This is a genomic window from uncultured Salinicola sp. (genome assembly GCF_937921195.1).
Lineage (GTDB): Bacteria > Pseudomonadota > Gammaproteobacteria > Pseudomonadales > Halomonadaceae > Salinicola.
In genome coordinates this window covers 37,809-50,628 of record NZ_CALFQK010000099.1, presented here as the reverse complement: position 1 = coordinate 50,628, position 12,820 = coordinate 37,809, and the positions used below count along the sequence as shown (strand labels likewise).

16 protein-coding genes are annotated in these 12,820 nt (G+C 60.9%); 12 read left to right on the top strand and 4 right to left on the bottom strand.

The genetic code is table 11. The annotated features are described in order from the left end of the window. The first annotated feature begins 22 nt into the window (after nt 1–22). Nucleotides 23–1,081, top strand: coding sequence for an RNA ligase family protein (locus Q0602_RS09720; RefSeq protein ID WP_298842206.1), 1,059 nt, complete (start codon nt 23–25; stop codon nt 1,079–1,081). Between the two features lie 45 nt (nt 1,082–1,126). Next, nucleotides 1,127–1,405, top strand: coding sequence for a hypothetical protein (locus Q0602_RS09715; RefSeq protein WP_298842204.1), 279 nt, complete (start codon nt 1,127–1,129; stop codon nt 1,403–1,405). Nucleotides 1,406–1,476: 71 nt separating this feature from the next. Here the strand turns inward: Q0602_RS09715 and Q0602_RS09710 are convergent, their stop codons facing one another. After that, on the bottom strand, nt 1,477–2,772 hold the full coding sequence (locus tag Q0602_RS09710; protein WP_298842201.1) for a thrombospondin type-1 domain-containing protein: 1,296 nt from the start codon (nt 2,770–2,772) through the stop codon (nt 1,477–1,479). 360 nt (nt 2,773–3,132) lie between these two features. Here Q0602_RS09710 and Q0602_RS09705 point away from each other — a divergent pair, with 360 nt between their 5' ends. The 3 genes from Q0602_RS09705 to Q0602_RS09695 all read left to right on the top strand — a co-directional run bounded on the left by Q0602_RS09705 (nt 3,133) and on the right by Q0602_RS09695 (nt 4,441). Beyond that, nucleotides 3,133–3,303 (top strand): hypothetical protein, encoded by a 171-nt coding sequence (locus Q0602_RS09705; protein ID WP_298842198.1) that lies wholly within the window; start codon nt 3,133–3,135, stop codon nt 3,301–3,303. A 67-nt stretch (nt 3,304–3,370) separates the two neighbouring features. Next, nucleotides 3,371–3,808 (top strand): PA2169 family four-helix-bundle protein, encoded by a 438-nt coding sequence (locus Q0602_RS09700; protein ID WP_298842195.1) that lies wholly within the window; start codon nt 3,371–3,373, stop codon nt 3,806–3,808. A 111-nt stretch (nt 3,809–3,919) separates the two neighbouring features. Next, nucleotides 3,920–4,441: a hypothetical protein gene (locus tag Q0602_RS09695; protein WP_298842191.1), complete on the top strand. Its 522-nt coding sequence runs from the start codon at nt 3,920–3,922 to the stop codon at nt 4,439–4,441. Between the two features lie 4 nt (nt 4,442–4,445). On the opposite strand, the gene Q0602_RS09690 is transcribed toward Q0602_RS09695, so the two are convergent. Further along, entirely contained in the window at nt 4,446–4,913 is a 468-nt protein-coding gene (locus Q0602_RS09690) for a hypothetical protein (protein ID WP_298842188.1), read from the bottom strand. A 138-nt stretch (nt 4,914–5,051) separates the two neighbouring features. On the opposite strand from Q0602_RS09690, the gene Q0602_RS09685 reads away from it, so the two are divergent. From Q0602_RS09685 to Q0602_RS09675, 3 genes are all read left to right on the top strand, one after another. Continuing rightward, nucleotides 5,052–7,229 carry a fused MFS/spermidine synthase gene (locus Q0602_RS09685; RefSeq protein ID WP_298842185.1) on the top strand — a complete coding sequence of 726 codons (2,178 nt, stop codon included), beginning with the start codon at nt 5,052–5,054 and terminating at the stop codon, nt 7,227–7,229. Between the two features lie 14 nt (nt 7,230–7,243). After that, nucleotides 7,244–7,795 carry a dCTP deaminase gene (gene dcd / locus Q0602_RS09680; protein ID WP_298842182.1) on the top strand — a complete coding sequence of 184 codons (552 nt, stop codon included), beginning with the start codon at nt 7,244–7,246 and terminating at the stop codon, nt 7,793–7,795. 366 nt (nt 7,796–8,161) lie between these two features. Further along, a complete protein-coding gene (locus Q0602_RS09675) occupies nt 8,162–8,680 on the top strand; it encodes a hypothetical protein (protein ID WP_298842179.1) in 519 nt (172 codons plus the stop codon). On the opposite strand, the gene Q0602_RS09670 is transcribed toward Q0602_RS09675, so the two are convergent. Both Q0602_RS09670 and Q0602_RS09665 read right to left on the bottom strand, forming a co-directional pair. Beyond that, nucleotides 8,681–9,190, bottom strand: coding sequence for a hypothetical protein (locus Q0602_RS09670; RefSeq protein WP_298842176.1), 510 nt, complete (start codon nt 9,188–9,190; stop codon nt 8,681–8,683). Between the two features lies 1 nt (nt 9,191). Further along, a complete protein-coding gene (locus Q0602_RS09665) occupies nt 9,192–10,214 on the bottom strand; it encodes a hypothetical protein (protein WP_298842173.1) in 1,023 nt (340 codons plus the stop codon). Between the two features lie 151 nt (nt 10,215–10,365). Between Q0602_RS09665 and Q0602_RS09660 the strand changes: the two genes are divergently transcribed. Genes Q0602_RS09660 through Q0602_RS09645 form a run of 4 tightly spaced genes read left to right on the top strand, consistent with a single transcriptional unit; the run spans nt 10,366 to nt 12,805 of the window. Next, on the top strand, nt 10,366–11,064 hold the full coding sequence (locus Q0602_RS09660) for a hypothetical protein (RefSeq protein ID WP_298842170.1): 699 nt from the start codon (nt 10,366–10,368) through the stop codon (nt 11,062–11,064). 2 nt (nt 11,065–11,066) lie between these two features. After that, on the top strand, nt 11,067–12,311 hold the full coding sequence (locus Q0602_RS09655) for a hypothetical protein (protein WP_298842167.1): 1,245 nt from the start codon (nt 11,067–11,069) through the stop codon (nt 12,309–12,311). Beyond that, the gene (locus Q0602_RS09650; protein ID WP_298842164.1) at nt 12,298–12,552 is read left to right on the top strand and encodes a hypothetical protein; all 255 of its coding nucleotides are present in this window, start codon (nt 12,298–12,300) and stop codon (nt 12,550–12,552) included. The genes Q0602_RS09655 and Q0602_RS09650 overlap by 14 nt, the downstream gene beginning before the upstream one ends. Nucleotides 12,553–12,595: 43 nt before the next feature. Next, nucleotides 12,596–12,805 carry a hypothetical protein gene (locus Q0602_RS09645; RefSeq protein ID WP_298842161.1) on the top strand — a complete coding sequence of 70 codons (210 nt, stop codon included), beginning with the start codon at nt 12,596–12,598 and terminating at the stop codon, nt 12,803–12,805. Nucleotides 12,806–12,820 lie beyond the last annotated feature (15 nt).

Sequence of the window (12,820 nt, the reverse complement as noted above, 5' to 3'; positions counted from 1 at the left end):
ATCCAGCAAGAAGGACAATCGCATGACCATCGTAAAGAACATCACGCTCTACTGCACCGAAGGGTCGAGCGACAAGGAATACCAGGCGTCGATCGAGGAGACGAATGGCGGCTTCCTCGTGAACTTCGCCTACGGGCGCCGCGGCAGCGCTCTCAAGACCGGCACCAAGACCAATGCCCCGGTCCCTTTCGAGAAGGCGCAGAAGGTCTACGACAGCCTCGTCAAGTCGAAGACGGCCAAGGGGTACACCGAGGCCGAGAGCGGCGCGCGGTATGTCGGCACCGATCTCGAGGAACGCGACAGCGGCCTCTCCCCGATGCTTCCGAGCCCCATCGACCGTGACCAGCTCGAAGCCCTCATCGAAGACGACAGCTGGGCATTCTCCGAAAAAATGGATGGCGAAAACCGCATCATCATCGTCGACGCAGAAGGCATCCGTGGCGTCAATCGCCGTGGCCTCCTGTGCTCTCTGCGTCAGGAATGGACCGGTGAATTCATGATCCCCGGAGACGAGCGCATGGTCTTCGCCGGCGAAGACATGGGCGACCATTTCGCCGTCTTCGATCTCGTCGAATCCGAGATGACAGACAAGGCCAGCGATCTCGTCGTCCGCCACAAGGCGGCAACCTATCTCGTCGGAACAAGCGACTGGACGCGCATCGTGCCTCTCGCCGTCGGCTCCGAGGAGAAGCGCAAACTCCTCGCGAAGGTCGAAGCAGAAGGCGGCGAAGGCATCGTGGCGAAGCGCATCAGCACTGCATACACTGGTGGGCGCAGCCTCGACCACCTCAAGTTCAAGTTCCAGGAATCCGCAACCTTCGAGGTGATCCGCATCAACGATCAGCGTTCGGTCGGACTGGGCCTCTATGCTGCCGACGGGAGCATAGAGGATCTCGGCAACGTCACGATCCCGGCCAATCACACCATCCCTGCCGCAGGCGATCTGGTCGAGGTCGAATACATGATGCGCTACGAAGGCGGAGCCCTGATGCAACCGAAATACAAGGGCGCGCGGACGGACATCGACGGGAAACCGTCCACCGACCAGATCAGCCGGATCAAGCCCAAGAAGGCAGCATAGCCCGACAGGGCATCGGGAATTCAGGATTACAAGGAGAACGGAAAAATGACGAAGTCACTGTTCCTCGTGCGCGGGCACGAGGTCGACGGCGAAAACCAGGACGTGTTCGTGGTGGCCGACAATCCGGACGAGGCCGTCGCCCTCTGGAACGGCTGGTGCGTGTCCTACGAGTTCCCCAGAAACTACGGCGATGACGACAGCGACCCCAACAAGACATTCGACCCGGAGAACGTGCGCTGCATCGTGAAGGATGTCACAGGCACGGAATACGACGGAAAACCGTCCTACGCAGTCGAATGGGACGAAATGACCGTCGTGGCGTGAGAAAATGCAAAAGGGGGGGTGGATTCCCACCCCCCCTTTTTTTTTAACGTTTCATTCCCGTGAACATCATCTCACGGGCACCGATAGACGCCACCCGAATCGCATCCGAGACCCGATATGGTCGACGCATAGGTCACCGTCCCGTTCTTGCATTCACTCGTGCGCCTCGAAAGATCCCTGGCACCGGCCGTGCACCACTTCATACCGTGCTGACGCTCTTCTCCGCATTCGTCACGGCAGCTATTGGTTCCCGAACCGGTCCCCGACCCGCTGCCGGCATCGCAGCTGGCTGCCGAGGATTCGAACCCACGGACCGCGCAGTTGTCACCCGAGAAGGTGGTGATCCTCGACACGCAGGTTCCTGCGCCCGGATCGCCCTGGGTCGTGCCGGTCGGGCAGGAGGGCATGCCCGCCGCAAAGGCCTGGCAGTCCTGCATGACGTTCTCGGTCGTCAGGATCTTCTCGGTTCCGTAGCACTGATCGTTCGGGCAACCCGAAGTGACGTTGGTCGTCTCCGATGTCGTGGGCTTGGTGTTCGCAGTACAGTGCGTTTCAGGCACCTGAGTCCCGTCGGACCTCAGGCACGTCACGGAACGGGTGCGCGTGCCCACTCCGCAGGTGTTCGACCACGAGCTCCATGCCTCGCTCTGCCACGCATGCGAGCAGCCGCTGAAGTTCGCCTCCTGAATGGTTTCCGATACCGGAATCCCTGCGTCCGTGCAGACCGAGGAGGGGGCGTTCTGACCCTGCACCTGACAGGTCCCCGTGCGGGTCTTCGTGGCGGTCGCCGAACAGGTCCTGTCATAGGACCATGCGCCCCAGCGGACCGTCGGCGTGCTCGCCGGATCGCTACCGGTGCAACCCGAATAGTCAGCCACCGTGCGCAACGTCGTGGGCTTCGCATCCGTGCAGAAGCGGTCTTCCACCGCAACGCCGTCCTGATTCTGACAGCGGACCGAACGCATCTGGGTCTCACTCGTCGTGCATCGTGCCGTTCCCTCGTTCCACGCTCCGACAATCCATGAGAAGGAGCAGGCCGAACCCGCATAGTCCTCCTCGATGGCCCGCGGACGATCGGCCACGCCGCAGTAGCTGTCGCCGACCCGCTGCCCCGTTGCATTGGCGACGCAGATGGAAGTGTTGCGCCTCTGGATCGGACCACAGTAGTTGCTCTCATCGACGGGATTGCCGTTCAGATCGGTAACCGTCGTCGTGGTCTCCCAGCGGAATCCCTGCGTCGTCGTCGTCGGATGCAGCGGCAGGGGGCGACGCATGTAGATGTTCTCCGCATCCTGAGCGGAGGCGGACATCGGCAACGCCATCGCGATCGCCACCAGCGAGAGAGGGAAGATGCGAGTGAGTTTCATGGCTGTCCTCAGGCTATGAATTTCCATGCCCGACACGGCATGCGGATTTTCGTATGGTGCGTCTTTTAGGATGGAATGAACATAACCCGCAACCCACAAGAAGCCGCAAACAGGTTTCCAATGCGGAAACGTATGACGGAGTACTCCAACATGGAACTATGGCACAGCTCGGAGGGCCCCTTGACCAGATCCGACATATACCCGGGGATGCACGCCGGAACACGCGAGCAGGCGGCGATGAGGCGACCGGGAGGCATGCTCCACCGTATCGTCATCGCCAGTCCATTCAGGTCGACGACCATGAGAGACAGGGGATCATGGTCGAAGGACCGCGTGGGCCGCGCGTCTTGGCGAGCGGACATGGCCCGTTACCTGAACCGCTACGAAGGCGTCGCTCTCGAAGATCTAGAGATGGCCACCAAGCACGCCGAGGCACCGGATCGGACATTCTCACGATTCGTCCCCTCCTCGGACTACAGCTGGATCATCCTGAGGCCGGAAATCGTCCTTTCCATCGAAACCGTCTCCTGAAGCCGGGGAGCAAAAGCGCATTCCGTTCATTGTGAGGATGACATCCAACAGAAAGGAAATCCGGACAATGGACAAGGATAAAGAGATCTCGACCCTCAACGAACTCATCGGGCATACCCTCGATAGCGCCGATGGCTATCAGGAAGGCGTCAAGACCCAGGAGGAACATCGCTACGGCACCTATTTCTCCCAGATGGCCGAGGACCGCCGCAAGGTCGTCGACCGTCTCCAGGCCCGGGTCAAGGAACTCGGCGGTGAAGCCGAGGACGACTCCACCATCCTGGGAGGCATGCATCGTCAGTGGACCTTCATCAAGGCCGTCTCGACCAAGGGGGACAAGGCCCTCCTCGATTCCATCGAAGACGGTGAAGCCTACCTGCGAGATCGCTATGACGAGGCGCTGAAGCTGGATCTCGATCCGCAGACCAGGGTAATGGTGGAGGAGGGACGCGCGCATGCCGTTCTCGGGCACGAGAAGGCCACGGCCCTCAAGATCGCCGAATAGAACCGTAATCCACCAGGAATGAAAGGGGGCGGCGCAAGTCGCCCCCCTTTTCGTGCCCGACACCGAGTCCGTGACTGTGATCAGTCAGACAGGGAAAAAAGGAAGAAGGCCATGACCGACTGGAATGACGACGAATACGAATACAAGGACGCCCCCTCATCGCAGTGTGACGGTATCATCGACGAGTCCACCGAAGACGTTCACCATCTCATGGAATGGGGAGAGAATCTCGGTCTGGCCAAGCTAATCACCACAAGGGAGGGCGCCAATTTCGTAAGGATCGGCAATCTCTGGATCGTCCCCTTGATGGGAGGACAACCGATCCACCACGATCGGCACATCCTCGCAGAGGATGGTGGAAGCAGCCACACCTGGAACATCGTCTGCAATGGAGAAGGTGACCAGATGCTGATCACCGAGGTCACTCAGGACATCTTCAACCACATCCCGCTCGAGCGGGGATCGACGATCTACCTGAACACCCTCAACCGTCACCTCGTGAGCAGAAACGACGGCAAGGAGGTCTGCGTCCTCATACAGCACTCATTTCCGGAAAGACCGGATCCCGAGGAAGCTCTTGCAACTATCATCCGCGAGTGGCGAAGGGTCACATCACCCGGATTCGAGCAGTAACCGATCAGTTCCTGATGCAGCAGGGTTCCCTGGACGACAGCTTGCCGCCGGGGGAATCCGAACCGTCACACTGGAGGACATCCTCCGGGCTGGGCATCTTCAGCTGACGGCGGGCCGTGCGGCAGATGTCCATCGCATCCTCGTCGCTCGACGGACCGACGGTCGCACGAATATGGCCTTCGTCGTAATCGACGATCCATTCACCCGTGATGTATTCGGCGCCTCGCGGAGCATGGGTCAGATAGGAGGTGTCCATCAGCTCCTGCATCGGGTTGCCCTCATCCGGGAACTGACCCTTGTTGCGGTAATAGAGCTCAACCGCCGCTTCGATCTGAGCACCCTCGGAAACGAGGCGGCCGGCCTCGGCCTCCTCCTTGTATTTCGAGAAGGCGTCGTTTCCGTAATAGATGGTCATGATCGCCGCAGCACCGGCAATAAGCACACCCATGATGACCAGGAAGATATTGCTCACGAGACTGATTCCTTGAGGACGATTGTGATTCGTTCAGGTCATCATAGAAACATGGAAGCGCATTATGCAAGCCGAAATTCATCCTGAAAACCGTTTCCGTTGGGCAGGATGCAGGATCATCCTAGAAGAGAGCGGCCTATGAACCAGGAAAAACACCTCTCCATGTCCTATGCCGCGGCATCATTCGCCAGCGCGTTCCTCCTGTTCCTGGTGCAGCCCATGATGGCAAAGGCGGTGACCCCGACATACGGCGGGACGGCCTCGGTCTGGAATTCGGCTCTTCTGGTGGGTCAGGTCCTCCTTCTTCTGGGAAGCCTCTACGCCTACCGGATGATCGACAGGAGAGGAAGATACCTCCCCAGGCACGCGAACATGGCCGTCACGATCGGCGCCGTCGCGCTACTGCTACTGCTCCCTGCCTATGCGATCCAGAATCCCCTGCCTGAATTCTTCACGGGCATGATTCCCGAGATCGGAGTCCCCCTCCTGATGCTGGCCACCGTAGGACCAGCCATGCTGCTATTGGGCTCTCAAAGCCCCGTTCTGCAGCGTTCCTACGCGATGACGACCGGAGCAGCCAATCCCTACCCTCTCTATGCCGCGTCCAACGCCGGAAGCCTCATGGGTCTTCTGGCCTACCCCCTCATCCTCGAACCGCTCGCCGGGACGGGTGCACAGGTCGTCTCATGGGAGATCGCAGCGATCGTGGTGCTGCTGGTCAACGCCCATCTGGTGATGCGCGGGAGACCACTGGGACAATCCGCTTCCCTCGTCGAGGAAGCTCCTGCGCCAACAGGTATCCGGATGGAATGGGCAACCCCGGCATTTCTCGCCACTGCGATCATGATGTCGGCCGGCCAGGCCATATCGTCGGACATCATGGCCATGCCCCTCATATGGATCCTGCCGCTCGGGGCGTTCCTGGTCGGATACATGACGGCATTCTCCTCGGCCGAGACGACCGACTTCAAGAGAAGCCTGAAGATCCCGCAGGCGGGGCTTCTGATCCTGGCAGCCTCGACAGCCAATCCACTCGTCGTCGTCAATCCCGTCATAGGCGTCTTCGCCATAGTGTCGATCGGACTCGTCACGCACGGACTGATGAGGGACGCCTATCAACACAGGCCTCCGGCCGGGCGTCTGGGTTCGTTCTACCTCTCCCTCGCCTGCGGAGGCGCGGCTGCGGGTGTCCTCGTGGGAATCGTGTCCCCACTCGTCTTCGACTGGAGATGGGAACTCCCGATATGCCTGATAGTCGGCGCGTATCTGCTGAATCCCACGACTTCGACCGCATTGCGCGGCAGAACCTTCAACGTCATCATCGGACGGGTCATGACGGTCATCGCCATCATGGCGGGTGCGCTGTCCATCCTGTTCCAGGTCCTGGACGTGGACACGGCGAGACAGACGGCCGGAATCCTGCTCGTGTGTCTCGCGATCGCGATCCATTCGACCGCGAGCAGGACGCGTTTCGCGCTCTGGACCCTCTGGCTGATGCTGGCTCTGGGACTCGTCGCTCAAGGCGCCAGGTCCATCCAGGGAGAGCTGAGACGCAGCTATTACGGTGTCATGTCGGTGGAGGAGACCAAGTTTGACGGGAGACCGGCCATGGTCCTCACGCACGGCTCCACCATTCACGGCCTCCAGATGATGGATCACCAGGAGGAGCCGACGACCTACTACACACCCGAAGGCGGTCTCGGCGACGCCATGGAATCCATCTCGCGGAGACCTTCCCCGAGGATGGAGGTCGCCGGTCTCGGAGCAGGCACCATCGCATGCCTCGTGCCCGATGACGCCCGACTGACATTCCACGAGATCGATCCGGAGGTGGTGACCGCCGCGACGCAAGACTTCAGCTTCATCAGGAAGTGCCTGCCATCGACCAGGATCATGATCGGGGACGCACGCATGCTGATAGAGCAAGGTGCCGGCGAGGTCGATGCCATCATACTGGACGCCTTCACCTCTGATGCCATTCCCATGCATCTCATGACGGAAGAGGCGCTCGACTCCTACGTCGCCCGCCTGGCCGATGACGGCTGGCTCATCCTGCATGTGTCGAACAGATACCTCGACGTCTCCTCCCCGGTCGCGGCATGGGGCCGCAAGAGAGGATACCAGGCGATGGTCCTCGATAACGATATCGAGAAAGAGGGAAGGGTCAGCAGGTCCGTATGGATGGCGATACGACCCGACGGATGGAAGGCGGAGGAAAAGGGTTGGAAGGCCGATCCCCGTTGGCGCCCGACCGAAGGAAGAGTCAGCTGGACCGATGACCGGTCGAGCATAATGGACATCATCAAGAGTCTCTAGAAAGGACTGACGACATGATACTGAGTGACAGGTGGATCCGCGACAAGGCCCTCAACGAGGGGATGATCGAACCGTTCGAGGAAGCGCAGCGCCGGGAGGGATGCATCTCCTACGGTCTCTCCTCGTTCGGATACGACGCCCGGGTCGCCGACGAGTTCAAGATCTTCACCAACATCGACAGCACTGTCGTCGATCCCAAGAACTTCGACGATTCCTGCTTCGTCGATCGACAGACGGACTGCGTCGTCATTCCTCCGAACTCCTTCGTCCTGGGGCGGACCGTGGAATACTTCCGCATCCCCCGCGACGTCCTGGTCATCTGCCTCGGCAAGAGCACGTACGCCCGCACCGGGATCGTGGTGAACGTCACGCCGCTGGAGCCGGAATGGGAAGGCCACGTGACGCTCGAGTTCTCGAACACCACGCCCCTGCCCGCGAAGCTCTACGCGAACGAAGGGGCATGCCAGTTCCTGTTCTACCAGGGGAACGAACCCTGCGAGACCAGTTACCGCGACAGGAGCGGCAAGTACATGGGACAACGCGGTGTGACCTTGCCACGCCTCTGACGGCGATGATACCATTCGCGGTCGAACAGGGAACGATGAAATGAGGACAAGCGCAGCACTCTCCATCATGGCGCTCTCGCTGGCGGTCGCCGCATGCCGGAACGAGGCTCCGGCTCACGATGACGCGGCAGGGGACGATCCGCTCACCGCATCCGTTCCCGACTCAATGGAGGCTGATTCCTTGACCATTCCCCCTTCTTCCGGAGGGGATGCCGGTCCCGCACGGAACTCATCGCAGCCGCGTATGGGAAGCAGTCCCGCCGAGGGAGCGCTGAGATATCAGGACAAGGCAAGGGAAGTCACCCGGCAGATGCAGGAACAGACCGCACATACCGAAGAATACCTTGATCGCTGAGGAGGGAAGCAATGCAGCAGGCACTACTCATAATGGCCGCCGGAGTATGCATCATAGGCATCGCCTTCCTCATGCACGTCCTGCGCAAGGAGAGCCAGAGGGAAAGAGGCCATTCGGGGCCGCAACCGCTCGCCAGAATCGAGGCTCGACTGGAATACGATCGGAGCAGCGGTGGCCTCTTCTATGTCATCGAGAACCTCGGACAGACCCTGGCACATGACGTGAGGGTCTATCTGCCCCGGTGCCACGAGATCGCGTCGGGACGGAACGGGCAACAGTCCCACAGGATCGCCGCCGGCATATCCAAGGTGACCCTCCAGACCTACGATCTCATCGGCCCCAACGACTGCGTGGAGATCCCGATCGTCCAGTTACCGCCGGTCGAGGAAAGCGCAAGAGACGTATACGGACTCGGGCTCGACGCCGAACTGCGATGGTCGAACGCGCACGGCGACGTCACCATGCTCGAGCATATCCTTCCCGTGGGAAGCCGCATCTCCAGGCGAGAACGGCTTCCCGTGCACGCCTGATCAGAACCCGTTCGACATGCCCCTCTGACGTTGCGCGAGTTCGGCCTGCTTCTTCGCATAGGCGGTCTGCGGAAATTCCACACCTTCCGGTAGTTCGTGTCTGAGACGATCCGGGGATAGCGGAACGTCTATCTGGAATTCGACGGAGGATCGCCAGTTCTGACGTTGATCCTTCCATCGCCGTGTCTCTTCGTGTCCATGCGCGATGAACTCGTCACCCTCCTTGAGCCCTGCAATGCGAGCGACGAACCCGCGCTCGTCCTCACCCCATACCGGCTTCGTCACGGACGAGTAGGCGGCGCCCTCCCTCTCGGAACGCAGCAACGCGAAAGGCAGCCCGTCACGACCATACCTGATCTCCGGATCATCGGTCATCACGAGCCGTCTCATCTCGGTGGCGGCACCGGCGCGGGCGGTCAGGTCATCCTGCATCGCGCGTCGCTCATATTCACGATTGCGTGCCTCGCGCTCCTCGGGAGACGTCTCCATCAGCTTCTTGAAGTCGACCATGTCAGATTCCCATTCCCTGTTCGGCAGGACCGTTCCGCATGGGGACGGGCTCCCTGCCCGCAGCAGGTGCTTCCATGCCTTCGATCCTCTCGGCGGACAGCCGGATGAAGCGGCCCATGTCCCCGGGAAGGTTGGCCCCTGACTCCATGTCGGAACGAAGCTCGATCATCGATCCCCGCGACATCTCATGGAAGCGTCCCTTCGCCTCGTGAGACAGGTCGTCGGCGATGCGCGGATCTCGGGCGGCCGCCTCGTGGATGCGGAACGCCTCCTCGCTCGTCTCGTCCATGCCGAGGTCACCGGCGAGACGCTCGGCCCGCGCCTGCGCGGCGACGTCAGATGCCATCCGGACCGCAATATCAGGGACAGAGGCTTCCATCGCCGTCCGATCTCCCGCCAGCCTTGCGAGAGCGGACGGCAGTCTTGCCGCGTCGGGCCCAGACACATCAATGTCCAGTGCCTCGATCGCCATCGACGCCTTCATTGCGAGAGGGTCTTCGGAAAGAGAAGCGCGATCCGAAGAAAGCACCTTCGATGCGAACATCTCATCCTCCACGGAGGGAGCGGAAAAGAGAGGATGACCCGACAGGGCGGCAAGACTCTCATCCGGCACGTGGGTCGCGTCGAACACGGAATCCCGAACGGCCTCGGCCCGATCAGCAGGAATGCCACCGGACTGGGCGGCCGTTTTCAGGTCGAACGGTGAACCATCTGACTCCCTGTGGGAAGCCAGGGCGAGGACGTGCCTCGCCAAGAGGGCATCACCGAGATCCTCCCGCTCCTGCGCTTCGGTCCCCGCCAGGACGAACGAGGAAGCATAGACGAGCGACGAATTCGTCACCCCCTCGGGAGCAATGCGCCTGAGAAGGGCAAGGGACCCCCTCATCGACCCCGCGTCATCCGACGCATCCATCTCGTCGCCGCCCGAGGCCACGAAGGTCGCCTTCGCGGCAGCAGCATGCTCGGGCTCCGGCTTGGCCACGGAGATGCGATGGGCTAGTTCATAGGCGGAAAGTTCAGGCATGCGTTACTCCATGAGCGCGAAAAACGCCGCATTATCCTACAAACGTCCTGAACCATCAAGAGACGAGACGCATGGCATTCACAGATACCGCCTCCTGTCAGGCGGAACCAACCCAGTCACCAACCCTTGACACGAAGAAAGGCATGGAATCATGAGCAACGAAAACGAAGGCACGCTGCAGAAGCTAAAGGCGCTCGCGCTCGGAGACAAGCAGCCCCGAACGGACACGCTCGAGCTGGGGCCGGAGATGATCGCCGCCCAGGATCAGGAGGACATCGACGATCTCGACATGCATGAAGAGGGAATCGAGATCACGGCAGAAGCGCAAATCGAGGCCGAAGTCGAGGAAGCCGAAGAGCTTCCCGCTCCACCGCCCCCACCAATCCCGTCGCCGCGTCCGGAGCCCATAGCTGTGGATAAGCCGGAAACGCCCCGGGAGATCGCGGATACCGAAGAGGACGCGGAAAGGGATACCGAAAACGCGGACGAGACCGTGAGCCTCGATCGCCTCATGAAGGGCGATCTCTATCCGCGTCTGAGCATGCCGCTCAGCATGGCGAGCGACTACGATCTCATGAACGCGGCCCTCCGGGACGGACGCCTGCGGATCGACGCCGTGGAAGGACAGCCGACCCTGGTCATGACGGATCAGAGCATCCGGTCGCTCGTCGAGGACGAGAAGAGGGCGGCCAGTGAGGTCATCAGCCGCATCGACAAGGCCGGCGAGGATATCGCCGAACTCGAAAGACGACTCGCTTCCGCCAAGGCTACCAAGGCGCAGGATCTCGAGACCGCCTCACAGCACTCGGAGCGGATCCGTCAGTTGCAGAAGCACATCGAAGGAAAGTGACCATGGACTCCTCCCTCGTCGGCACATCCGCCACGGCGAGGGAGGTCCTGAAGGCCCTCCTGCACTCGGACCACGTTACGGAAACGCTCGTCAGGGACTTCCATTGCCTCATAAGGAAACATGACTTCTCCCAGCCGCTGGCCCGCGGGAGAGCGCATCTGGCAGGAGAGGAGGTTATCCTGGAGGGGAACCATCTCTCCTACGGAGAAAGGGGTGCGAAGGCGAGCCTCCACATCCTCGCGGACGGCTCGATAATCCAAGAGCAGGAGCACGATCTCTCGATATGGAAGAGGCGCCTCGAGGAAAGGGGCTGGAAGGTCGAATACGGCAACGAGATCGGCCTTCATGATCCCGGAGCCGCCCCGGGGCACGAAGAAGGAAGACGCATCCACCTGCGTGAAGTCCAGGTCCACGGAAACATCCGCAGGGTCTTCGCCTGCCTTCAGGGATGGGAACCGGACGGAAGACAGATAACCATTACCGTGAGGACACGCTCACATGCGGACGGAGGTCATGCCGCCGACCGCATGGCCGAGGGGATCATCATGCGGGAGAGAGGAATACCCGGAAGCCCCGATGCCGCCATCGATCTCGCCAAGGAGCGCCTCACCCGTGAGATCGAGGAGATGCGCGACCTCCATGCGCCACTTCCTCCATACGGTTTCAGATTCCCCTCGTGGCGCGAAGGCCTCATCGAGATCGAGACCCTTGATTCCATGCTGGAGCCGTTCTCCGACTGCATCCTGGCCACCATGGAGGTCCATCCTCATCTGGAAGCGCCACAGCCCAACAAGGAAACCTTGAGCGAGATCGAGACCAAGATAAGGCTCCATGCCAAGCGACACGCTCTCGCAAAGGGGCGCGGAACGATCATCACCAGCCTGGGAAAGGCCATCCTCGAGAACAACGGACGCGACCCCAGGAAGATCACGAAATGGCGCACGCATACCAACGGGGACCTCAGGACACGCGAGAAGCTGGTCATCCGGGATGGCGTCATCGGGGGCGAACTCATCGTGGAGAAGGACAAGAGACGCATCCTGCGCCTTCTCAACGCCACCTTCGAATTGCCGAGGGTCGAGATACCACATGCGACCATGGAGGCCATGGTCGGCAAGCGTCTCCGTGAGTTCGTGGAGCACCCGCGCATAACCGACGACATGATAATCAGATCCGTCAAGCGAGCCCGTCAGGGTATCCGTGGATCGCTCAAGGACGAAGGAAGAATCCGATATGAAGCCGCATGAGAAACTGATCGGGAAGAGCCATCGAGAACTGAAGGACCTTGCACCGGAAGCGACGCATCAGCACCGCAAGGGTGGACTCTACAGGGATCTCGGCATTGCGCAGGACGCCGAGACGAAGCAGCCATACGAGGATCCACGCGGACCGTTGCGCGCCTGGCTCCATGTCCATCCCCATGAAAAGAGCCTCCTTCTGAGGCCCGCCAGCGAAGACGACAGGTTCACCGCTCTGGGAAACGAGTGAAGGCGACGACCGAAGCAGGACTTCGGCAGAGAAGGGAAAAAGGATGAGCAGCACAACCACCGGAGCCGCCTTCGCGGCACGTCTCGCTGCGGCCGGTCTCGAGACCACCGACAGGACCGACGAGAACGAGAGGACCGCCGATGCGCTCAGGCGCCTGGCCGGGAAGGCCAAGATGGCACGCAACAATGCAGCCATCAGCGCAGCGGCCGCAGAAGCGAAGCGCGATCCCAACCAGATTAACATGTTCGTCTGAAGATATTTCAAGTGG

Coding starts and splice junctions, on each gene's coding strand:
- Q0602_RS09660 (WP_298842170.1), top strand. CDS start 10,366: ATGAGCAACGAAAACGAAGGCACGCTGCAGAAGCTAAAGGCGCTCGCG.
- Q0602_RS09650 (WP_298842164.1), top strand. CDS start 12,298: ATGAAGCCGCATGAGAAACTGATCGGGAAGAGCCATCGAGAACTGAAG.
- Q0602_RS09695 (WP_298842191.1), top strand. CDS start 3,920: ATGACCGACTGGAATGACGACGAATACGAATACAAGGACGCCCCCTCA.
- Q0602_RS09655 (WP_298842167.1), top strand. CDS start 11,067: ATGGACTCCTCCCTCGTCGGCACATCCGCCACGGCGAGGGAGGTCCTG.
- Q0602_RS09665 (WP_298842173.1), bottom strand. CDS start 10,214: ATGCCTGAACTTTCCGCCTATGAACTAGCCCATCGCATCTCCGTGGCC.
- Q0602_RS09710 (WP_298842201.1), bottom strand. CDS start 2,772: ATGAAACTCACTCGCATCTTCCCTCTCTCGCTGGTGGCGATCGCGATG.
- Q0602_RS09700 (WP_298842195.1), top strand. CDS start 3,371: ATGGACAAGGATAAAGAGATCTCGACCCTCAACGAACTCATCGGGCAT.
- Q0602_RS09720 (WP_298842206.1), top strand. CDS start 23: ATGACCATCGTAAAGAACATCACGCTCTACTGCACCGAAGGGTCGAGC.
- Q0602_RS09675 (WP_298842179.1), top strand. CDS start 8,162: ATGCAGCAGGCACTACTCATAATGGCCGCCGGAGTATGCATCATAGGC.
- Q0602_RS09715 (WP_298842204.1), top strand. CDS start 1,127: ATGACGAAGTCACTGTTCCTCGTGCGCGGGCACGAGGTCGACGGCGAA.
- Q0602_RS09705 (WP_298842198.1), top strand. CDS start 3,133: ATGGCCCGTTACCTGAACCGCTACGAAGGCGTCGCTCTCGAAGATCTA.
- Q0602_RS09645 (WP_298842161.1), top strand. CDS start 12,596: ATGAGCAGCACAACCACCGGAGCCGCCTTCGCGGCACGTCTCGCTGCG.
- Q0602_RS09685 (WP_298842185.1), top strand. CDS start 5,052: ATGAACCAGGAAAAACACCTCTCCATGTCCTATGCCGCGGCATCATTC.
- dcd (WP_298842182.1), top strand. CDS start 7,244: ATGATACTGAGTGACAGGTGGATCCGCGACAAGGCCCTCAACGAGGGG.
- Q0602_RS09670 (WP_298842176.1), bottom strand. CDS start 9,190: ATGGTCGACTTCAAGAAGCTGATGGAGACGTCTCCCGAGGAGCGCGAG.